Genomic DNA, 20,762 nt, shown 5'->3' with positions numbered 1-20,762 from the left:
ATAATGAAGGGCTGCACCGGTCCCCGCAGACGCACGAAGCCGGCCCAGCACGCAGGGCTGGGCCGGCTTCGGACCGTCCTCGTGGCGGGGCCCGCACGTGTCCCGCCGCGGCCGATCCAGAGGCGTTCGGCAAGGTGCCGCCACGAGGGTCGTGGCTGCCGGAACGCCTTCAGGTCAGCCTGACGGGCGCGCGGACGGGCCGCCGCCGGTCAAGCGGTCTCAGTTGTTGTCGCCGTAGTTGCTCTGGGCGTCCAGGACGTTGAGCTCGATGTCCTGGAGGTGCAGGGCGGTGAGGACGTCGATGTACTTGACGGAGTCGTTGAGGACGTCGTTGGCCAGCGTCAGGTCGTCCAGGATGGACAGCTGGCTCAGGATGGCCTTGCCGCCGTTGTAGGCGTTGGGGCCGACGTCGGCCGAGGCGCTCGTGGCGGTGAACCCGAACAGCGCGCCGGCGATGGCTGCACCGGTGAGAATGCGACGCATCATTTTTTACTTCCCTTTCATCGGAATCGGCGCAGCGGTGCGCGTCATCATTTATTACCCGCCTCCCGAGTGGCAGGATTTTCGCGAATAACGATCTCGTGGGGTCGCGGTGGGCCGCAAGGAAAATATGCTAAGCCAAAGTCAAGTACCCGCACTTATTCCTTGGCCGTCGGCCGGGCGAAAGACATCCCGAAATGCCCCGAAATAATGTGACTCGTCGGGCACGGCGGGTTGTTTTATCCCCATACTCCCGGAGCAGGTAATCGGGAGAAGTCGCTTGAAACGCCGTGCCGTGACGGTGGCACGGCCGGCCACGCGGGGGTGCCGAATATGCCATGAACGGACTACTGCGCTTGTTGGCAATTGCATTGGCGCACACCATTGTGTGCGTTTCTCATTCGATGCCCGCGCAGGGCGCTGTGGGCTGCCATCCGCACGGGTGCCGCGCGCAGGCTCCGGCCGTCCGGTCGGCGGCCGGCTCGATCGCGCTGCGGGCGGCGATCGAGATGATCGGCGTCCCGTACTCGTGGGGCGGCGGCGGTCCGGGCGGCCCCGGATTCGGAATCGGCAAAGGGGCCAGGACCTGGGGATTCGACTGCTCGGGCCTCACCGAGTACGCGTGGGCGCGGGCCGGCGTGGCCATCGGGACGACGACGTACGAGCAGTGGCGGTCCGGGATCCGGATACCGCGGGAGGAGATCCAGCCCGGGGACCTGGTGTTCTACGACAGCGACGTCGACACCCCCGGCCCCGAGCACGTGGCGCTCGCGGTGGACGGCACGCAGATCGTGCACGCGCCCTTCAGCGGCGAGTTCGTCCGGCTCGACGCGCTGGAACGGCCGCGCTTCCTGGGCGTCGTACGCCCGAGCCCGGGCCGTTCCGACGCCTAGGCCGAGCCTGGTGCGCCTACGCGTGAGCCCCGCGGCCCAGGTCGTCCTGCAGTGATCGTCCTGGGCCGCGAGGCGTTCAGAGCTCGGTGCGCACCAAGCCCGTGCCGTGGCCTCGCGAAATGCCACGGCCCGTACTTTCGGTCCACCTCAAGGCACCAGGAAGGCGACCTTGGCCGGGCGGCTCCGCGCATTCTCCCGCGGGTCGCCGATCGTCTTCCTGCCTACGCCACGCGAGGAGGCTCAGTTGTTGTCGCCGTACTTGTCCTGGTTGTTGAGGACGTTGGCCTCGATGTCGTTCAGGTGCAGCAGGGTGAGGATGTCGATGTACTTGATGGAGTCGTTGGCGACATCGTTCAGCGCCGTCAGGTCGTCGAGGATGCTCAGCTGGCTCAGGATGCTCTGCCCGTTGTTGTACGGGTTGGGGCCGACGTCGGCGGACGCGGCGGAGGCGGAGAAGCCGAGAGCGGTGACCGCGATAGCTGCACCGGCCAGAATGCGACGGATCATGTTTGCTTTCCTCCATGGATCGGCGCTGAATTTGTGCGCCATGGTCGTTTGTGCAGGGCTGTGAGGTGCCGCAAATAACCATCGCGGCAGGCAGCGAAAATCGCAACTCGGAAAGCCCTAACGAAGGTCAAGGGGACGCCTCGATTTCTTGGCACTCGGTTTCCGCGCTCATCGACGGGGCACTGCATATATCCCGGTGCGGCTGCCCGGCGAACGGGATTCTTTTGGCCTTCCGGCGGCGATGTTGGGGCGTTCGTGCCCGGCCGTTCAGGCAACGATCACCCGAAACTTGAGGAACGACCTACGACGAACGGCGCACCCGGGGCGCCATTGGTTATCCAGGTGATTGCCCCGCAGGACGGTTCCGCTATTACCGGACGGCGGCCGAGCCCGGCGTCCCCTCCCGGCCGGACGGCGAGAACGGCCCGCACCAAAACCGCTCCCTCCCCAAGGAGCGGGAGGGAGCGGGGTGGGGGCCGGGTCAGGGGGTGATCAGGTGATCGAGGGCGCTGGTCAGGCGGTGGAGGGCGGCCAGGGATTCGCGGGCGGCGTCGTGGCCGAGCACGTCCACCAGGCGCTCGGCGAAGTCACGGTGGCCCGGGACGATCCCGGCGACCGCCTCGCGGCCCGCCTCCGTCGGCTGGAGGAGCTTGGCGCGGCGGTGGGCGGGGTTGGGCCGGTATTCGGCCAGGCCCCTCTCCACCAGCAGGTCGGCGATCCGCTGCACCCCCTGGCGGGTCATGCCCATCACCCGGGCGATTCCCGCCACGGGCAGCGGCTCCCCCAGGACCGCGCCCAGCACCTGCCACCAGGCCGCCGTCATGCCCGCCGGCCTGGCCAGCTCCTCGGCCACGTGCAGGAACTGGCCGTTGAGCCGGAACGAGGCCAGAGCCAGACCGGACAGCAGCTCGGCCGCCACGCTCTCCCCGCCGTCACCGCTTCCGCCACCGCCCCCGTCGCGGCGGGCGGGGTGATCTTCGGGGGCGGGGCCGCCGGCGGGGGTCATGCGGCCATCAGCACCTCGAACGCCGAGGCGTCGCTCTCGCCGAACAGGCGGTACCAGGCGTCGAGGACGTCGGGCCGGTAGACGTCGAGCCGGCGGAAGATCTCCCGGGCGAAGGCGACGGGCTCGGTGGGGCCGGCGGTGACCAGGTCGCCGTCGAGCACGGCGTCCGTCTCCTGGTAGCGCCCGGCTCCGGCGTAGCCCCGCTGGGCCCCCAGGTACGGCAGCGCCGCGCTGGTGTGGTCGCGCTCGTCGAGCAGGCCCTCGCGGGCGAGGCCGGCCGTGGCGCCGCAGATGGCCGCCACCGGCACCCCCGCCTCCAGGAACTCGCGCGCCTTGCGGGCGAAGGGCGCCAGCTCGTCACCCGCGTCCCACAGGTCGGCCCCCGGCAGGATGAGCAGCGAGCTGCCCTCGGGCGTGAGCCGGTCGAGCGCGAGGCCCGGGGTGACCCGCAGGCCGCCCATGCTGACGACGGGCTCGCCGGTCAGGCCGACGTTGACGATCTCGTACGCCCCCGGCTCGCGCTGGAAGCGCCCGCTGCGCAGATGGGCGGTCGCGTGCCCGGTCTCCCAGTCGGCGAAGGTGTCGTAGACGGCGTGGTGAATGATTCCCTTCATGACAACATGCTGTCATTTCGACAGCATGTTGTCAATGGAGAACCGTGCGAGGATAGGCGCCATGGCACAGATCGTCGGCGGAGGACGGCCGGTCAACGACGCCGAACGGCGCGTGATCTCCTACTTGCGCGACCACGCCCCCGCCGACTGGCTGCTGCTGCACAACGTCGAGGTCCCGCGCGGCGACGACGTGTTCGAGGTCGACCTGCTCGTGCTGACCGCCCACTCGCTCGTGGTCGTCGACGTCAAGGGCACCCGCGGCCGCATCGAGGTGTCCGGCACCCGCTGGTACCCGCCGCGCCGGGAGGCGTTCGGCTCTCCGGTGACCAAGCTGCGGGGCACGGCCAAGGCGCTCAAGGGCCTGCTGGTGTCCAGGGCCACCCAGCTCGAACGCGTCTACGTCGACAGCCTGGTCGTGCTCACCTCGCCCGACGCCGAGCTGGTCGACCAGGCCGGCCGCGACGCCCCCAACGTCACCGACCTGCCCGGCCTGGTGGCCACGCTGGGCGACGTCTCGCGGGTCAGGCGGGGATGCAGCCCCGACGTGCGGCCCTACCTGACGGCGGTGCTCGACGCGCTCAACCAGACCGTGCGCCGCAGCACCGCGCCGCCCAGGTTCGGCAACTGGGAGGTCGAGGAGCAGCTCGGCGGCGACGCCAAGGTCACCGAATACCGCGCGTTCAACGCCACGCTGCCGGGCAGCGAGACCGTGCTGCTGCGCGTCTACCAGGCCGACCCGCTGGCCGACCAGGAGGCGCGGGCCGCCGAGCGCCAGCGCATCGCCAACGCCTACCAGTCGCTGGCCCGCATCCCGCCCCATCCGTGCGTCGTGCGCTCGCGCGACTTCTTCGCCATCGACGACGAGAGCCGGTTCGTGCTGGTGCTCGACGACGTCCACGGCGAGGCGCTGCACCTGTCGCTGGGCAAGGGGGCCCGGCTGGGCGTGATCCAGGACCTGCTGCGCGGGCTCGCGCACGCGCACGCCAACGGCGTCGTCCACCGGGCGCTCACGCCTGGCTGCGTGCTGGTCACCGACGACGGGCACGCGGTGCTGACCGGCTTCGACTACGCCAAGCCGGGCCCGCGCAACTACACGGTCGCCCACGAGCTGGGCAACGTGCTCGACGCCCATTACGTGGCGCCCGAGTGCCAGGAGCGTCCCGACCGGATGACCACCGCGTCCGACGTCTACGCGGCGGGGGCCATCGCCTACCAGCTGCTCACCGGGCAGCTCCCGACCAGCTCCGACGCCCACGGTCCCGACGTCCCCGACGTGGTGCGCCGGATGCTCGACCACTCCCCGGCCAAGCGGCCGACCGCCGCCGAGGCGCTCGACGCGCTCCAGGGCGTGCCGTTGCAGCAGTCGCGGCTGCGGCGGCTGGTCCGCCGCCTGGTCTCCGGCCCCTGACGTCCTCCTCAGGCCGGCAGGCTGCGGCGCAGGGCGCTGGCGTGCCTGAGGTAGTCGAGGGCCATGCCGGTGCGCCCGGCCGAGCGGTGCAGCTCGCCGAGCAGCTGGGTGGCCGACGCCTCACCGCTGCGGTCGCCGAGCTCCTGGAAGACCTCCAGCGAGCGTTCGAGGCCGGTCGAGGCGCGGGTCAGGTCGCCGCGCGCCGCCTGGAGGCCCGCGAGGCTCTGCAGCGCGTACGCCCCGCAGTGCCGGTCGCCGAGCGACTCGAAGATCTCCAGGGCGTGCCGGTGGAACGACATCGCCTGGTGCAGCCGACCCATCTGGAGGCACACGCAACCTTCCCGGTGGGCGTCCCCGAGCTCCTGGGCCAGCCGCATGGCCGCGCCGAGCGACTCCGCCGCCTGGACGAGGTCGCCCGAGGTCAGGCAGGCCCGGCCGATGGCCTGCCGGGCGAACGCCTCGCCATGCCGGTCCTCTGAGGCGACGAACATGGCCAGCGCCCGGCGCAGGTGCCCGAGCGACTGGAGGTGCCGGCCGCGGAACTGGTTCACGGCGCCGAGCCCGCAGATCGAGGTCGCCTCGGCCCTGACGTCTCCTATTTCGTGAAATATCTGGCGGGAGAGGGTGAAGCCCTCGGCGGACTCCTCGTACCGGTCCTGGTAGAGGCTGACCTGGGCCAGGCCCCTGAGCATGGCGGCCTCGCCGTACCGGTCGCCGGCGGCGCGGGCGGCGGCCAGGGCGGCGGTGTGCGTACGGCGCCAGGTGCCGAGGTGGCAGTGCAGGTCCAGGTAGGGCACCATGGCGGCGGCCAGCCCCCATGCCGACTCGGCCAGGCCCAGCTCGGCCGCCAGGTCCACGGCTCCGGCCAGCGCCTCGTGCTCCGACTCGAACCAGGTGATCGGGTCGGCGGTGAGCCGGTCGAGCGTGCGCGCGGGCAGCCGCCACCTGGCCGCCCTGGCCGCGGTGAGGCTGAAGACGGTGGTGGGCAGGCGGGCCATGGCGTGCTCCGTGGTGGCCGTCCAGGCCGCCAGCACCCGGGCCAGCGCGGCACGGTCGGGGCCGCGGTCGCGGGCGTGCCTGCCGACGAGGTCGGGCACCCGGTAGCGCGGCTGGCCGACGTCGTCGGTGCCGACCGGGTCCAGCAGGTGGACGTCCACGAGCAGGTCGGTGACGTCGTGCGCGCCGTGCCGGCCGAGTGCCGCGTCCACCACCCAGCCCGGCTGCGCCCCGGCGGCCGGCCCGAGGACGCCGAGCGCGCTCAGGGTACGGGCGGCCTCCGCCGGCAGCCCGCGGTACCCGGCGTCGAGGCAGGCCCGCACCTCCTTGAGCTCGGCCAGCCAGTCCTCCTCAAGCCGCTCGCGCAGCACCGACAGCGACCAGCCGGGCCGGGCCGCCAGCCGGGCTCCGGCGGCCCTGACCGCCAGGGGCGAGCCGCCGCACAGCGCGACGACGGCCAGGGCGTCGGCCGGTTCGCGGGCCACCCTCTCGGCCCCGGCGACGCCGCCGAGCAGCGCCAGCGACTCCTCCGGCGACAGCTCGCCGAGCTCGACGCGCAGCGCGCCGGGCAGCTCGGTGATCCGCCGTCTGCTGGTCACGATCACGGCGCTGTCGTTGCCGGGGAGCAGCGGGCGTACCTGGGCGGCGTCGCGGGCGTCGTCCAGCAGGACCAGCATCGGGCGTTCGGCCAGCAGCGACCGCAGCAGCGCCGACCGCTCGCCGGGCGTCGGCGGCGCGCCGGTCACGCCGAGCGCCCGCAGCGCCTCGGCCAGCAGCTCGCCCGGCGCCCGGCCGCCCAGCTCCAGGTAGAGCTGCCCGGCGGGGAAGGCAGGGCGCAGGCGGTGGGCGGCGTGCACGGCCAGCGCCGACTTCCCCGCGCCGGGCGGGCCGGAGATCACCGCGACCGAGAACGTCCCGGCCAGCGCGGCCAGGGGGGCGGCCCGGCCGATGAAGTCCGGCAGGTCGGGCGGGAGCTGCCGGGGCACGGCCGGCGCCACGCGGCCCTCGTCGGCCAGGATCAGCTCGTACGCGCCGCGCAGCTCGGCCCCCGGCTCGACGCCGAGCTCGTCCACGAGCTGGTCGCGGACCGCCGCGTACGTGCGCAGCGCCTCGGCCTTGCGGCCCCCGCGGTGCAGGGCGAGCAGCAGCCGGCCCCACAGGTCCTCCCGGTAGGGGTGCTCGACCAGCAGGCCGCGCAGCTCGTCGGCGGCGCCGTCGTGGTCGCCGGCCTTGAGGCGCCGCTCGATCAGCGACTCGGCGGCGCGCAGCCGCAGCCGGTGGAGGTGCTCGATCCGGCGGTCCCAGACCGGGCTGCCCGGCAGGTCGCTCAGCGGCGCGCCGCGCCAGAGGGCGAGGGCCGCGTCGTAGTCGCCGCGCCGGGCCAGCTCCTCGAACAGGCGCAGGTCGAGCGCGCCGTCGGCGACGTCGATCGTGTAGCCGGCCCCGGCGGCGCGCAGGCCGACCGGGCCGAGCTGGGACCGCAGCGAGCTGACGTAGGTGCGCACGTTGGCCAGCGCCGACCGCGGCGGACGCCCCGGCCAGAGCACCTCGGCGAGCCGGTCGGCGCCGACCACCTGCCCCGCCTCCAGCAGCAACGTGGCCAGCAGCATGCGGGGTTTGCCGCCGGAGATCCGTAGGGGACGGCCGGCGGAGCGGATCTCCAGCGGGCCGAGGACGTGGAAGGTGACCGTCATGACAGCATCAGCCCCTTTACGGGAGATCTGACAGCTCTTTGTATCGGTTCTGGATGATTCTTGTGCGGCCAATGCGGACTCTGGTGTCACAGATCCCACTGGAAAGGATCACCCCATGAAGCTCAGCCGATCAATGGTCGCCGGCCTGGCATTGTTACTCGGCCTCGGCACGACGGCCCCCGCCTTCGCCGACCCGGAGCCGGAGTCCGCGCAGGCGCAGCTCCTCGCCACGAACTTCCAGATGCCGTTCCCCTGCGGCCAGACCTGGACCGGCAACTCCAGCGCGAGCAGCGCCCACCAGTCGTGGGAGATCGACTTCAACCGGGGCAGCACCGCCGACGCCGACCTCGGCGACCCGGTCGTGGCCGCCGCCTCGGGAACGGTGGCGATCTCGGCGCACCAGGGCTCGACCAACGGCTACGGCAACCTCGTCAAGATCGACCACGGCGGCGGCTGGTCCACCTACTACGCCCACCTGAACACCCGGCTGGTCAGCGCCGGCCAGTCCGTCTCGCAGGGCCAGCAGATCGGCACGGTCGGCAACACCAGCAAGCCGGGCAACAACATCAGCCCCCACCTGCACTACGAGGTGCGGCTGGGCACCAGCTACCCGTCGAACATCCAGAAGGCCGTCTTCAACGGCGTCACCTTCGGCTACCCGGTGCAGACGCTGAGCTCGAAGAACTGCGGCGGGTCCAGCAACCCGTACACGCCGCAGGAGGCCTGCGGCGCCGGGTACGACGTGATCGACTCGGCCGGGCTCGGCAGCGACGGGACCGTCTACCTGCTCTACAACAACTCCAACGGCAACAACTGCGTGGTCACCATGAAGGCGAAGTCGCTCGGCACGCCGACCGCGACGACCGCCTACCTGGAGGTGCAGGGCAGCACCAGGAAGACGGACTCCGGCAGCTACGGCTACTACGCCGGCCCGGTCTACGCCGCGGCCGCGAACACGTGCGTCAAGTGGGGCGGCAAGGCGGGCGCCTCGGCCTACGACAGCCCGTTCGAGCACTGCGGCTGAGGCCGGCTCAGGCAGGCGTGATCGTGTCGAGGACGTCGATCACGTACAGCATGGGCCTGTCCCCCGGGGACCCCACGGCCAGCCGGCTGCCGACCTGGCTGCCGACCAGCGCCTCCAGCCAGGCGGGCGGCACCGAGCCGGGCCTGAGCGTGAAGGCGCTGGGACCGCCCTTCCGGTAGGACGAGTCCACCACCGTGCGGGACGGCCAGGACGCGGCCACGTACTGGATGACCACCTTGGAACCCGCCGTGACGTCCCGTCCCGAACCGTCGATGAGGGTCCGGGGCGGGGAGTCCGGCCGCAGGTCGGACGGGATCGCCGGCAGGGCCCGCCCGACGAGCCGCGCGTCGGGCGGGTAGCCGCCGAGGATGTCGAAGACCACCACCAGCGTGTCGGCCGGCGAGACGCCGGTCAGCGGCACGTTCGGGCCCAGGGCCTCCGACGCCGGGCTGACCAGCATCACCCGGCTGCCGGCCGGCCTGCCGATGAGCGAGGCCCGCCAGGTCTCGGAGACCTGCCTGCCGTCGAAGACGACCGTGGTGGGCTGGTTGCCGTCGTAGGTGCTGAGATACGGCTTGTTTCCCGACCATCGCCGGATGTCCACGTCGGCGAGCACGACGTCCCCCGGGACCGTACGCCGGCCGTTGCCCATGGAGAGCACCGTGATCCGCGGCGTGCGTCCCGGCTTCCCCCGAGGTATGGCGACGACGGGCTTGCTGCCGAACGCGCCCGTCACGACGGGCTGCGAGCCGTCCTCGGCGACGCCACACGAGGTGGCCAGCATGAGTACGGCAGGCCAGAGCAGGCGCACGATTTCCCCCAAGATGCCAGATCCGAAGGGGTTACTTGCCGCGATCGCCAAAAGGAAAGCTGCGGGTCTCGCCATCTCACGACAAAGGGCGCGGGAGACTGGACCGCGTGAGCAAGCCCAACCTGGCCCGCAGGGTCGCAGAAGCAGCCGAGATCGCGTTGACCACCCGCCACTACGTGACGTTCATCGACGTGGTGACGGGGTTGCGCTGGCTGCGGTCCCGGCACGTGGACCTCTGGCGGCAGGGCCGCGCCGGCACGCTGGCCGAGCTGGCCGCGGTCGACGAGGAGCGGCTGCTCGTCACGGCCGGGCTGCTGCGGGAATGGGCCCTGGCCAAGGGGCTCAGGCCGGTGGACACGCCGTACGTGGCCGGCACCCGCGACCGGCGCGACCTGCGCTTCACCTCCGGCGACGGGCAGGACGCCTTCCGCGTCCACTGGCTCTCGCCCGAGCTGAGCGAGGCCCGGGTGCGGCGGCTCACCGAGCGGCAGAGCAAGGCCCCCGACCTGGTGGCCGTGGTCTCGGAGGACCCGTGGACGTGCGCGTCCTGCGGCGACACCGGGCCGTACCTGATCATGGAGGACGACCGGCCCCACTGCCTGAGCTGCGCCGACCTGGACCATCTGGTGTTCCTGCCGTCGGGGAACGCGGCGCTCAGCCGGCGGGCCAAGCAGGAGAGCGGGCTGTCGGCGGTGGTCGTCCGGTACAACCGGCGGCGCAAGGTCTACCAGCGCCAGGGCGTCCTGGTCGAGGAGGGCGCGCTGGCCGCGGCCGAGGAGCGCTGCCTGGCCGACGAGGAGGCGCGGCTGCGCCGCCGCGAGCGCGACCAGGTGCGCAGGGCCGAGCAGGACGTCGCCTTCCAGGCGGCGATGGCGGCCGAGATCGCCCGGCTGTTCCCGGGCTGCCCGGACGGGCGGGCCCGCGAGATCGCCGAGCACGCCGGCCGGCGCGGCAGCGGCCGGGTGGGCAGGACGGCGGCGGCCAGGGCGCTGGACGAGAACGCCATCACGCTGGCGGTGATCGCGTCGGTCCGGCACCTCGACACCGACTACGACCGCCTGCTCATGTCCGGCGTCCCGCGGATGGAGGCCAGGGACCGGATCAGGGACGCCATCGAGGCCAGGCTCGCGGAGTTCCGGCGACCGCCCCGGTGACCTCGCGGGCCCGCCTTCGGTACCGTCCATCCCATGGACGACTGGCACACCGTACGTGCGGAACTGCGGGCCTTCGCGCTGGGGCTGCCCGAGACCCACGAGGACCATCCGTGGGGCGAGACGGTCATCAAGGTCAACAAGAAGGTCTTCCTGTTCCTCGGCCTGGACGAGCAGACGGAGAAGTGGGCCCCGACGTTCGGCGTGAAGCTGCTGTCGGAGGCGCACGGCCACGCGCTGACCGTCGAGGGCGCGGCCCCCAGCGGGTACGGCCTGGGCAGGGCCGGCTGGGTGACCGTGCCGTTCCTGTCGGCGCTGCCCGAGACCGACGTGCTGCTCGACTGGGTCGAGGAGAGCTACCGGACCATCGCCCCGAAGCGGGCGGTCAAGCTACTGGACGGCGAGCCGTAGCGCGAAGGCGACCAGCAGCACCCCGGTCACCCGCTCGACCCTGGCCCGCACCCGGGGCCTGCGCAGCAGCGCGCTCACCCGGTCGATGATCACGTTGTAGAGGCTGAACCAGAGCACGTACAGCACGGCGATGATGGCCGACAGCAGCAGGGCCCGGCCCAGGGTGTCGCCGTGGCCGGGCAGGAACTGCGGCAGCCAGGTCACGAAGAGCAGCAGCACCTTGGGGTTGAGCAGGTTCGACAGCAGCCCCCTGCGCACGTGCACGAGCGGCGAGCCGGTCGGGGGCGCGGCGCCCTCCACGGCCTTGGCCCGGTTCCGGCTCGACAGCAGGGCGTGCACCCCGAGCCAGAGCAGGTAGCAGATGCCGAGGGCGCGCACCACGGTGAAGGCGGTGGGCGAGGCGGCCAGCAGCGCCGACAGGCCGACCGCGGCGGCCGCGGCGTGCACGGACAGGCCCAGCAGGCCGCCGAGCATGGTCAGCAGGCCGGCCACGCGGCCGTGGGCGAGGGAGTTGCGCATGATCAGGGCCGCGTCGGGGCCGGGGATCATGATCATGATCAGCGTCGTGACCGCGAAGGTCAGCAGCATGGCGGGGGTCTCCCGGAGCTGGGGGCGCGCTCCCGCCCGACCCGCCGGGTGTGCGGAGGTCGCACGGTCACGCGGGCGAACATCGTCAGTGCCTTGTGGGCACCGGCCATGATATCTGGATCAGTTTGCCGAAATACGCCAAGGAAGGCGATAAGGGACCTCTGTGACGAAAGCCACCGTGAGGTCCCTGATCCGTCCGGCGAGGGCCGCCTCTATTCGGCGAAGGCCGCCAGGGCGATGCCGAGGCCGCGTTCGTTCTGGCCCTGGGCCTTGGCGTCGGTGGAGTTGACCGAGTAGACCACGACGCGGCTCAGGTCCTGGGTGGCGCCGATGCCGGTGGAGCTGCCGTAGCGGGCGCCGGTCTTGCCGTACGCGACGATGCCGCCGGGCAACGTCAGCTCGGTCAGGCCCGAGGTGTAGTGGGCCGGCTCGTCGTCGGTGCCGTACATGGTCACCTTCGGCACGGTGAACATGGGCTTCAGCTGCTCGGCGGGCACGACCCGGCCGCCGAACAGCGCCGTGGTGAACTTCTCCAGGTCGGCGGCGGTGGAGATGAGGTCGCCGGAGGCCCAGGTGGAGGTGACCTCCATTTCGGTGACGTCCACGACGTACCCGCCGCCGTAGGGGAAGGAGTCGGGGAAGCCCTTGGGGACGACCTGGTAGCCCTGGTTGTGCCGGCCGTGGATCTTGACGGACGTGCCGGGGAAGTAGCTCTGGTTCATGCCGAGCGGGCGCAGGATCCGGGCGCCGACCTCCCGCTCGTACGACCTGCCGGTGACCTTCTCGATCACCAGACCCTCGACGAAGGTGTTGATGTTGAGGTAGTGCTGCTTGCTCCCGGGGGTGAACTCGATCGGGTTGAGCACGGCCTGGCGGACGTACTCCCGCGGGGTGATCGTCTTGAGGCGGTCGGCGTAGACCCGCTCGAAGCCGCCCTCCGACTTCGGCGCGGGCAGGCCGCTGGTGTGGTTGAGCACCTGGGCCAGCTTGACCGGCGGGTAGTCGGCGGGCAGCAGCCCCGGCAGGTAGTCCTGGACCGTGCGGTCGAGGGAGACCCTGCCCTCGGCCACGAGCTGGAGCACGACCGCCGTGGTCAGCACCTTGGTCACGCTGCCCGCCCGGAACCTGGCCCCCTCCCTGGCCGGGCGCTTCCCGCGCAGATCGGTCACGCCGGAGACGCCGTGCCAGGAACCGGCCGAGCCGCTGACCCTGACCTCGGCCGCGGTGGCGTCGGCCGCGGGCAGCCCGGCGATGCTCTTGCGCAGCGCCGCCTCGTTGATCGGCGGCACCTGGACGGCGGCGCTGTGGGCGCCTGCCTCCGCGTGGGCGAGGGCGGGGGCGCTCACGGACAGGGCGGACAGGGCGGACAGGGCCAGGACGGCGGCGGCGAGACGGGTGCGCTTCATGGGGATCTCTCCAGGTCACATCGGCTTTCGATGGGACAATCCTGGCCAGGGACCCCCTGGCGGCGGATCGCCGACGACGGCGATCTTCCGGCTCGCTCTCAGGAGGGAGGGGACTCGCCCGATCAGGTGACCGCGAGCCGCCGGGCGTACCGCTCGTCCCGCCACAGCTCCTTGTCCAGCACCTCCAGCAGCGTGGTGGCCGCGTCGTGGACGTCGGCGTAGCCGATGTAGAGCGGCGCGAAGCCGAACCTCAGGACGTCGGGCGCGCGGAAGTCGCCGTGCACCCCCCGGTCGATGAGGGCCCGCATGACCGGGTAGCCGTCCGGGTGGTGGAAGCAGACCTGGCTGCCGCGCGCGTCCGGCTCGGCGGGCGAGACCGGCTTGAGCGCGTCGCCGACCAGGTCGACGAAGAGCGAGGTCAGCGCGACGCTCTTGGCCCGCACCTGGGCCATGGGCACCCGCTCCCAGATGTCCAGCGCCGCCTCCAGCGCGGCGAAGGACACCACGTGCGGCGTGCTGACCGCGAAGCGCCGGATGCCCTCGGCCGGGCGGTAGCCGGTCTCGAAGGCGAACGGCTCGGCGTGGCCGTGCCAGCCGGACAGCACGTTCTCGGCGGTGGCGTGGTGGCGCGGGTTGACGTAGAGGAAGGCGGGCGCGCCGGGTCCGGCGTTGAGGTACTTGTACGTGCACCCGACCGCGAAGTCGGCCTGCGACACGTCCACCTCCATGGCGCCGACGCTGTGGCACACGTCCCAGATCATGAGCGCCCCGGCCGCCTGGACCTGGGCGGTCACCGAGGGCACGTGCCGCCTGGCGCCGGTGCGGTAGTCCACCTCCGACAGCAGCACCACGGCCGCGTCGTCGAAGCGGCCCTCGGCGTAGTCGCGCACCTCGTAGTCGCCGAGCAGCCGGGCCAGGCCCTGGGCGATGTAGTGGTCGGTGGGGAAGTTCCGCGGGTCGGAGACGATCACCTTGCGGCCGGGGCGCAGCCGTACGGCGGCGGCCAGCGCCTGGTAGGCGGCGATCGTGGTGGTGTTGCCCACGACGACCTGGCCGGGGCCGGCCCCGATCAGCGGCGCGAGCCGGTCACCGGCGGTCAGCGGCTGGTCGTACCAGCCGGCCGCGTTCCAGCCGCCGACCAGTTGGCCGCCCCACTCGTCCTCGACCGTGCGGCGCACCCGTTCGGCGGCGCGGCGGGGCATCGCGCCGAGCGAGTTGCCCACGAGGTAGACGACCCCTTCGGGCAGGACGAACTCGTCCTTGAACGGCCGCAGCGGATCGTCGGCGTCGAGGGCGAGGCAGGCGTCGCGGTCCAGCACGGGTTGTGCTCCTTACGGGGGTGAGATGGTGGCGATTATCCGGTTTACACCATTCTGGTACTCGCGGACGTACCAGTTCTGCACCGGATTGTGGGCCGAGTCCAGCCGGAGCGGCCCCCGCGGGCCGTCGAGCTCCCCCACCCCGGCCAGCGCCTTCGTCAGGTCGCCGCCGGCGGCCGCCGCCCGGTCGATCAGCCGCATCGCGTCCCAGCTCTGGAGCGCGACCGCGGACGGGTTCCGCCCGGTGCGCGCCCGCCACCCCGCCACGAACGCGGCGTTGGCCGGGTTCTCCAGCGCGGGCGACCAGAGCCCGACGCTGACCATGCCCTCGGCGTCCCGGCCGACCGCGCGCAGGACGTCCTCGTCGGCCAGGTTCTGGCAGGCCAGCAGCTTGATCCTGGCATCGTAGCCGAACCGCTTGAACGCCTTGACGAACGCGACCGCCTCCCCGCCCGCGTAGAAGGCGTACAGAAGCCGCGCCTCGCGCGGTATGCGCGCCAGGTACGGCTCCAGGTCGGCCTGCCCGCCGAACGGCGTCAGGATGCGCCTGAGCGGCCCGGCGCCGTATCCCTCGGCGAAGCCGGTCAGGGTCTCGGTGCCCGCGGAGTAGTCGGAGGCCATGAGCACCACGTCCTGGCCGGCGTAGTGCTCGGCGGCGTACCGGCCGGCCGCGTAGCCGTGGGCGCGGTTGGTGTAGGACACCCGGAAGACGCCGGGCCCGCCGAGCTGGTCGGCGCCCGCGTTCGCGATCACCACCGGGGTGCCGGCCGCCTCCTTGACCACCGAGACGGCGACCGGCGAGGCGATCAGGCCGGTGAGCACGTCGGCCCCGCCGTCGATCAGCTTCCTGGCCTGCTCCGCGCCGATCTCCGGGCTGCTGGCGTCGTCGGCCACGACCAGCCGGGCCGGCCGGCCGCCGAGCAGGCCGTGGTGGTCGTCCAGGTAGAGCCGCATGGCGGTCTCCATGTCGTCGCCGAGGGTGGCGTACACGCCGGTCTGCGAGATGATCGCGCCGACCCGTACGGGCTCGTCCTCCGCGGCGAGGGGCACCGCGCCGCCGCAGCCGGCGACCATCAGCGCGACCAGCCCCAGCACGGCAACGCGCATGGGAGCCCCCTTCAGCCCTCGCCCGACGCCCCGGGCACGCGCGGCGTGCGGGCGCCGGTGGCCAGCTATCCCTTGCCGGGGTGCAGCGCGCCGCACCGGTCACACGTGCGGGCCTTCTCGTCGCCGTAGAACGCCTCGAAGACCGGCGGCAGGTCCTTGACGATGTCGCGCACCTGGAGCTCGACCTCGTGGACCTTGGCGCCGCACTCGGCGCAGTACCACTGGAACCTCTCCAGCTCGCCCTCGGGCCTGATGCGCTCCACCACCAGCCCGACGGACCCCGCCTCCGGGCGCTGCGGCGAGTGCGGCATGCGCGCCGGCAGCAGCCACATCTGGCCCTCCCTGACGTGCACGGTCTCGGGGCCGTTCTCGGTCACCACGTTGACGTGCATGTTGCCGCGCACCTGGTAGAACAGCTCCTCGTACGGATCGACGTGGAAGTCGGTCCTGGAGTTGGGCCCGCCGACCACCATCACGATGAAGTCTTCGGCCCCCTCGAAGACCACCTTGTTGCCGACCGGCGGCTTGAGCAGGTGGGCGTGCTCGTCGATCCACTTGGTGAAGTCAATGGGGGGAATCATGGTCGCTCCTGTGGATGGTAGGCGACGGCCTGCATCTCGATGAGCAGGTGCGGGTGCGGGAGCTGATGCACCGCCACCGTGGTCCTGGTCGGACCCTCCTCGTCGAAGAATTCGGCGTACACCTCGTTGTAGCCCTTGAAGTCGTTCATGTTTACCAGGTACGTGGTGATCTGTACGAGATCCGCGAGCGAGCCTCCGGCGGCCGTGAGCAGGTCGCCGATGTTCTCGATGACCGCCCGCGTCTGGGCGCGGATGTCCAGGTCGGTGACGCCGAACCGGTCGGCGCGGGCGCCCGCGAAGGTGCCGTCGGGCCGGCGGGAGCTGGTGCCGGAGACGTACAGGAAGTCGCCCGCGCGCTTGACGTGCGGGAACCGTCCCCGGGGCACGGCCTTGCCGGGGACGCGGATGGCCTCGCGGCTCACGCGCCGAACACCGCCCGCACCGAGCCGAGACCCTCGATCCTGGCCTCGAACACGTTCCCGGCCTCGACCGGCACGACCGGGCCGAGCGCGCCGGTCAGGACGACGTCCCCGGCGCGCAGCGGGCGGTCGGTGGCGGCCAGCGCGCCGGCCAGCCAGAGGGCGGCGTTCAGCGGGTTGCCCATGCACGCGGCTCCGGATCCGGCCGAGACCTCCTCGCCGTCGCGGGTCATCGTCATCGCCGCCGCGCCGAGGTCGAGGTCGGTCAGCCGCTTCGGCGTGGCGCCCAGCACGTACGCGCCGGAGGAGGCGTTGTCGGCGACGGTGTCGGCGATCGTGATGTCCCAGTCGGCGATGCGCGAGTCGGCGATCTCGATGGCGGGCAGCGCGAACTCCACCGCCCTGATCACGTCCACCAGCGTGAACGGCCCCTCGGTCAGGTCGCTGCCGAACACGAGCGCGACCTCGGCCTCGGCGCGCGGCTGCAGGAACCGCTCCACCTTGATGGGCCGGCCGTCGAGCTCGGCCATGTCGGCGAAGAGCATGCCGTGGTCGGGCTGGTCGATGCCGAACTTCCGCTGCAGCAGCGGGTTGGTGGCGCCGATCTTCCGGCCCACCGGGCGCCGGCCCTCGGCCAGCGCCCGCCGGGTGTTGATGTCCTGCACCGCGTAGGCGTCGGCCACTGTGGTGATGAGGTCCGTGAGCGGCGCGCAGGGCTTTCCGGTACGTGCGGCCTCGACGAGCCGCTCGGCGGCCTGACCCCGGGTGTCGACGGCCAGGGACCATTCGTCATGCATCGGGTTGCTCCAGTTTGATGGTGATCGTGGTGGGCTCGGAGTAGAAGTCGAGCGACTGCGTGCCGCCCTCCCTGCCGATGCCCGACAGCTTCACGCCGCCGAACGGGGTGCGCAGGTCGCGCAGGTACCAGGTGTTGACCCAGACCAGCCCCGCCTCCAGACGCTGGGCCACGCGATGGGCGCGGTCGAGGTTGGTGGTCCAGAGGGTGGCGGCCAGGCCGTACTCGCTGCCGTTGGCCAGGTCGATCGCCTCGGCCTCGCTGTCGAAAGGAGCCACGTGGCACACGGGACCGAAGATCTCCTCTCGATTGAAGCGGGACCACTCCGACAACCCTGTCATTACCGTCGGTTCCACGAAATATCCGGAATCGCGGTGGTCGCCGAACGTCGGGACGCCGCCCCCCGTGAGCACCTTGGCCCCCTCCGAGCGGGCCAGGGCGTAGTAGGACAGCACCTTCTCCCGATGCCCGGCCGAGATCATCGGCTGCGGCTCGACCTCCTGGGCGCGCGCGGCCAGGAGGCCGCAGAAGTCCTCGAAGATCGGCCGCTCGACGTAGAGCCGCTCGGTGCACAGGCACACCTGGCCGCCGTTGGTGAACACCGACTTCACCGTGCCCTCGACGGCCCTGCCCAGGTCGCAGTCCTCGAAGACCAGGCCCGCGTTCTTGCCGCCCAGCTCGAACGAGATCGGCTTGACCCGGTCGGCGGCCGTCTTCATGATCTGCGTCCCGGTCGCGGTCGAGCCGGTGAACGTCACGCCGTCCACGCCCGGGTGCTCGACGAGGAGCTGGCCCGCCGGGCCGTGCCCGAAGATGATGTTGACCACGCCCGGCGGCAGGCCGGCCTCGGCGCAGATCTCGGCGAAGACCGCGGCCGAGCCGGGCGTGTGCTCCGACGGCTTGACCACCACGGTGTTGCCGGCGACGAGGGCGGGGGCCAGCTTCCACGTCATGAGCAGGAACGGCAGGTTCCACGGCACGATCACGGCGACCACGCCGAGCGGCCTGCGCACGGTGTAGCTCAGCACGCCGGCGAGGTGGAAGGCGTCGTCGGGGCGCTGGGAGGCGATCTCGGCGAACGCGCGGAAGTTCGCGATGCCGCGCGGCACGTCGAGCGTGCGGGTCTGGCCGAGCGGCTTTCCGGTGTCGGCGATCTCGGCCGTGACCAGGTCGTCGAAGCGGACCTCGATGCCCTCGGCCAGGCGGCGCAGCCATCCGGCCCGCTCGGCCACCGGCAGCCCCGCCCAGTCGCGCGCCGCCTCCCTGGCCGCGCGCACCGCCCGGTCGACCACCTCAGGATCGGCCTCGTGCACCTGCCTGATCACCGCGCCCGTCACCGGGTCGTGGACCGGGAACGCGTTGCCCGCCGCCACCGGCAGCCCGCCGATGAAATGGGTCAGCACAGCAGCCTCCTCTAGCCTCACTCCCGGTATAGATCGTCGGGCGACGGTCAGACAACAGTCCGGCGGGGGCGGGAACCGCGCGGGCCCGTCAGGCCTCGGTGGCGCCGGTGACACTGAGCCACCCCTCGGCCGGGCCCCTGGCGGACCTGTCCATACAGACATCTTCCGGTACCCCTCGGCCGCCCGGGATGATGGCCAAATGGCGCGCACATGGGAATTGTGGGGAAATATCATCATTGCTGGGGTTATTGCGCTTCCCGTGGCCGCCCTGGTGATCGTCCTGCTCGCCCGCCGCCGGGCCAGGGCCGGGCATCCGGCGCCGCTGCGCACCTCGCTCGCCGACGTCGGCGTCGTCGTCGGGACCGCGCCGTGGGTGTGGATGATCCTCACGCCGTCCACCGGCCGGGCCGGGGTCGGGCTCGTCCCGTTCATGGACCTCGCCGACCTCGCCGGAGCCTCGTGGGAGACGGTGACGGTGCAGGTCGGGGGCAATCTGCTGGTGTTCGCCGCGCTGGGCGCCCTGCTGCCCGTACGGACCGCCGCGATGGCCTCCCACGGCCGGGTTGCGGCCGTCGCGGCGGCCTTTTCGGTCACGGTCGAGTTCCTCCAGTACGCCCTGCGACTGGGCCGGTTCTCCTCCGTGGACGACGTGATCATGAACACCGCGGGCGCGGTGCTGGCCGCGTCGGTTACTCGCCGCTGGTGGGCCCCGCGAATAGCGGCCCAGACCGTTCCACGGTAACGGTCTGCATAAACGTCCTCGCATTCATCACACAGGCACGATCAGCTCAAAAGAAGCTCGGGACCAACCTCTGTATCTGTGCGATCGTGGACAAGACGGGGCAAGTTCTCTGGAGACGCCACAACCTGGTTGGTGACAGAGGGTGATCGAAACGTGTCTGAATCCCCGGTACCCCACGAGCCCCCTATTTATCGCCGCATCGCCGACGGCCTCCGCGCCCGGATCCTGTCCGGCGAACTGCGCGACGGGGACCGCCTACCGGGCGAGAACGCGCTCATGGCCGACTACGCAATCGCACGCGCCACCGCCAGGCAGGCGCTTGCCGTACTGATCAACGAAGGGCTGGCGGTGCCCAAACGAGGTTCGGGGGTCTACGTGCGCCTGTTCAAACCGATCCGCAGACACGGCTCGCGCCGCCTGTCACGAGAGCAGTGGGGTCAGGGGCGTGCCATCTGGGACGCCGACACCCGGGGCCGTCCCTTCACCGTGGACCAGGTGGAGGTGGTGCTGGAGCGCGCATCGGAGGAGGTGGCGGGCGTCCTGGAGAGCGGCGAGGTGTGGGTGCGCCGGCGCCGCTACTCCGTGGACGGCCGGCCCGTGCAACTGGCGACCTCCTCCTTCCCCGCCCGCCTGGTCCAGGGCAGCGCCATCACCATGCCCGACACCGGGCCGGGCGGCGTCTACGCCAGGCTCGGCGACCTGGGCCTGCCCCCGGCCCACTTCACCGAGGAGGTGCGGGCCCGCATGCCCGGCCCCCGCGAGACCGGGCTGCTCGACCTGCCCGGCGGAACCCCCGTCATCGTCATCGCCCGCACCGCGTACACGGCGGGCGGCAGACCCGTCGAGCTCAACGAGATGGTTTTGGACTCGGCGGCATACGTACTCCAGTACGACTTCGACGCCTAGTTCAACCCGATCTGTCAAGCGATAGGTTGACCTGTCCATCACGATCATTGATTTCTCTAGAGAGGTCCCTCATCTTCTAAGGAGATGGAACCGTACAGGAGATGGAACCTTCGCCTGGGGCCCGGGAGAGGTGCGCGGATGTCCGTTGACCGGCATCTTGCCGAGATCGCCCGGGAGTACCCCAGGTGGACCATCTGGCGGAGCGACGCGGGCCGCTGGTGGGCCACGCGGCACCATCCGCTCGACGCGGCGCAGCGCGAGGCCGGATGTGCGATGACCATCGACGCGGACGACCCGGACGGCCTGCGCGACCAGCTCCGGGACCAGGAGGAACGGACCGGCCGGCAGCCCCGCTGGTGGGCCGGCCCCGCTCCTCCCTGACGCGGGCCGTGGAGCGTTCCGCGGCTCGCACGCGAGCAGCCCGGTGCCGGGTCCAGCGTCTCGGCGGCCCCGGCACCGGGCCCCCAACGGGGCCACGAACGCGGAAGTCTCCGACCCTA

At 71.8% G+C, this 20,762-nt stretch carries 22 protein-coding genes; 8 read left to right on the top strand and 14 right to left on the bottom strand.

All coding sequences use genetic code 11. From position 1 onward, the window contains the following. Positions 1-219 precede the first annotated feature (219 nt). A complete protein-coding gene (locus ACIBQ8_RS27945) occupies positions 220-486 on the bottom strand; it encodes a hypothetical protein (RefSeq protein WP_352322994.1) in 267 nt (88 codons plus the stop codon). Positions 487-884: 398 nt separating this feature from the next. On the opposite strand from ACIBQ8_RS27945, the gene ACIBQ8_RS27940 reads away from it, so the two are divergent. Beyond that, positions 885-1,373, top strand: a complete 489-nt coding sequence (locus tag ACIBQ8_RS27940) for a C40 family peptidase (protein WP_397178554.1) — start codon at positions 885-887, stop codon at positions 1,371-1,373. A gap of 240 nt (positions 1,374-1,613) precedes the next feature. On the opposite strand, the gene ACIBQ8_RS27935 is transcribed toward ACIBQ8_RS27940, so the two are convergent. The 3 genes from ACIBQ8_RS27935 to ACIBQ8_RS27925 form a co-directional block, all read right to left on the bottom strand. Then, positions 1,614-1,880, bottom strand: a complete 267-nt coding sequence (locus tag ACIBQ8_RS27935) for a hypothetical protein (protein ID WP_352322992.1) — start codon at positions 1,878-1,880, stop codon at positions 1,614-1,616. A 481-nt stretch (positions 1,881-2,361) separates the two neighbouring features. Further along, complete coding sequence (locus ACIBQ8_RS27930; RefSeq protein WP_397178553.1) at positions 2,362-2,886, bottom strand: MarR family winged helix-turn-helix transcriptional regulator; 525 nt, start codon at positions 2,884-2,886, stop codon at positions 2,362-2,364. Then, positions 2,883-3,500 (bottom strand): type 1 glutamine amidotransferase family protein, encoded by a 618-nt coding sequence (locus ACIBQ8_RS27925; protein ID WP_397193349.1) that lies wholly within the window; start codon positions 3,498-3,500, stop codon positions 2,883-2,885. The genes ACIBQ8_RS27930 and ACIBQ8_RS27925 overlap by 4 nt, the downstream gene beginning before the upstream one ends. Before the next feature lie 61 nt (positions 3,501-3,561). Between ACIBQ8_RS27925 and ACIBQ8_RS27920 the strand changes: the two genes are divergently transcribed. After that, entirely contained in the window at positions 3,562-4,908 is a 1,347-nt protein-coding gene (locus ACIBQ8_RS27920) for an NERD domain-containing protein (protein WP_397178551.1), read from the top strand. Between the two features lie 8 nt (positions 4,909-4,916). On the opposite strand, the gene ACIBQ8_RS27915 is transcribed toward ACIBQ8_RS27920, so the two are convergent. Next, a complete protein-coding gene (locus ACIBQ8_RS27915; protein WP_397193348.1) occupies positions 4,917-7,598 on the bottom strand; it encodes a BTAD domain-containing putative transcriptional regulator in 2,682 nt (893 codons plus the stop codon). 115 nt (positions 7,599-7,713) lie between these two features. Here ACIBQ8_RS27915 and ACIBQ8_RS27910 point away from each other — a divergent pair, with 115 nt between their 5' ends. Further along, complete coding sequence (locus ACIBQ8_RS27910) at positions 7,714-8,622, top strand: M23 family metallopeptidase (protein ID WP_397178549.1); 909 nt, start codon at positions 7,714-7,716, stop codon at positions 8,620-8,622. Positions 8,623-8,629: 7 nt separating this feature from the next. Here ACIBQ8_RS27910 and ACIBQ8_RS27905 read toward each other — a convergent pair whose 3' ends face one another. Then, complete coding sequence (locus tag ACIBQ8_RS27905; RefSeq protein ID WP_397178548.1) at positions 8,630-9,433, bottom strand: FKBP-type peptidyl-prolyl cis-trans isomerase; 804 nt, start codon at positions 9,431-9,433, stop codon at positions 8,630-8,632. A gap of 107 nt (positions 9,434-9,540) precedes the next feature. Between ACIBQ8_RS27905 and ACIBQ8_RS27900 the strand changes: the two genes are divergently transcribed. Continuing rightward, on the top strand, positions 9,541-10,587 hold the full coding sequence (locus ACIBQ8_RS27900; protein ID WP_397193347.1) for a DUF2293 domain-containing protein: 1,047 nt from the start codon (positions 9,541-9,543) through the stop codon (positions 10,585-10,587). A gap of 33 nt (positions 10,588-10,620) precedes the next feature. Next, positions 10,621-10,995 carry an MmcQ/YjbR family DNA-binding protein gene (locus ACIBQ8_RS27895; protein ID WP_397178546.1) on the top strand — a complete coding sequence of 125 codons (375 nt, stop codon included), beginning with the start codon at positions 10,621-10,623 and terminating at the stop codon, positions 10,993-10,995. Here the strand turns inward: ACIBQ8_RS27895 and ACIBQ8_RS27890 are convergent. The 8 genes from ACIBQ8_RS27890 to ACIBQ8_RS27855 form a co-directional block, all read right to left on the bottom strand. Beyond that, positions 10,975-11,583 (bottom strand): LysE family translocator, encoded by a 609-nt coding sequence (locus ACIBQ8_RS27890; protein ID WP_397178545.1) that lies wholly within the window; start codon positions 11,581-11,583, stop codon positions 10,975-10,977. The two genes, ACIBQ8_RS27895 and ACIBQ8_RS27890, sit on opposite strands and share 21 nt — an antisense overlap. A 212-nt stretch (positions 11,584-11,795) precedes the next feature. Beyond that, a complete protein-coding gene (locus tag ACIBQ8_RS27885; protein WP_397193346.1) occupies positions 11,796-12,989 on the bottom strand; it encodes a serine hydrolase domain-containing protein in 1,194 nt (397 codons plus the stop codon). 122 nt (positions 12,990-13,111) lie between these two features. Then, complete coding sequence (kynU, locus tag ACIBQ8_RS27880; protein ID WP_397193345.1) at positions 13,112-14,308, bottom strand: kynureninase; 1,197 nt, start codon at positions 14,306-14,308, stop codon at positions 13,112-13,114. Between the two features lie 12 nt (positions 14,309-14,320). Beyond that, positions 14,321-15,415 (bottom strand): ABC transporter substrate-binding protein, encoded by a 1,095-nt coding sequence (locus tag ACIBQ8_RS27875; RefSeq protein WP_397178542.1) that lies wholly within the window; start codon positions 15,413-15,415, stop codon positions 14,321-14,323. 65 nt (positions 15,416-15,480) lie between these two features. Continuing rightward, positions 15,481-15,996 carry a 3-hydroxyanthranilate 3,4-dioxygenase gene (locus ACIBQ8_RS27870; protein ID WP_397178541.1) on the bottom strand — a complete coding sequence of 172 codons (516 nt, stop codon included), beginning with the start codon at positions 15,994-15,996 and terminating at the stop codon, positions 15,481-15,483. Then, the gene (locus ACIBQ8_RS27865; protein ID WP_397193344.1) at positions 15,993-16,418 is read right to left on the bottom strand and encodes a RidA family protein; all 426 of its coding nucleotides are present in this window, start codon (positions 16,416-16,418) and stop codon (positions 15,993-15,995) included. Before ACIBQ8_RS27865 ends, ACIBQ8_RS27870 begins: the two co-directional genes overlap by 4 nt. Then, positions 16,415-17,212, bottom strand: a complete 798-nt coding sequence (locus ACIBQ8_RS27860) for a 2-keto-4-pentenoate hydratase (RefSeq protein ID WP_397178540.1) — start codon at positions 17,210-17,212, stop codon at positions 16,415-16,417. The genes ACIBQ8_RS27865 and ACIBQ8_RS27860 overlap by 4 nt, the downstream gene beginning before the upstream one ends. Beyond that, positions 17,205-18,614 (bottom strand): aldehyde dehydrogenase family protein, encoded by a 1,410-nt coding sequence (locus ACIBQ8_RS27855; protein ID WP_397178539.1) that lies wholly within the window; start codon positions 18,612-18,614, stop codon positions 17,205-17,207. The genes ACIBQ8_RS27860 and ACIBQ8_RS27855 overlap by 8 nt, the downstream gene beginning before the upstream one ends. A gap of 259 nt (positions 18,615-18,873) precedes the next feature. On the opposite strand from ACIBQ8_RS27855, the gene ACIBQ8_RS27850 reads away from it, so the two are divergent. From ACIBQ8_RS27850 to ACIBQ8_RS27840, 3 genes are all read left to right on the top strand, one after another. After that, complete coding sequence (locus ACIBQ8_RS27850) at positions 18,874-19,356, top strand: VanZ family protein (RefSeq protein ID WP_397178538.1); 483 nt, start codon at positions 18,874-18,876, stop codon at positions 19,354-19,356. A gap of 153 nt (positions 19,357-19,509) precedes the next feature. Further along, on the top strand, positions 19,510-20,262 hold the full coding sequence (locus tag ACIBQ8_RS27845; RefSeq protein ID WP_397178537.1) for a GntR family transcriptional regulator: 753 nt from the start codon (positions 19,510-19,512) through the stop codon (positions 20,260-20,262). 138 nt (positions 20,263-20,400) lie between these two features. Further along, positions 20,401-20,643: a hypothetical protein gene (locus ACIBQ8_RS27840; RefSeq protein ID WP_357975253.1), complete on the top strand. Its 243-nt coding sequence runs from the start codon at positions 20,401-20,403 to the stop codon at positions 20,641-20,643. Positions 20,644-20,762 lie beyond the last annotated feature (119 nt).

The sequence above is a fragment of the Nonomuraea sp. NPDC049646 genome (assembly GCF_044465525.1).
Taxonomy (GTDB): Bacteria; Actinomycetota; Actinomycetes; order Streptosporangiales; family Streptosporangiaceae; genus Nonomuraea.
Note: the sequence above shows the minus strand (reverse complement) of the source record. Positions and strands in the feature narration are given on the sequence as shown.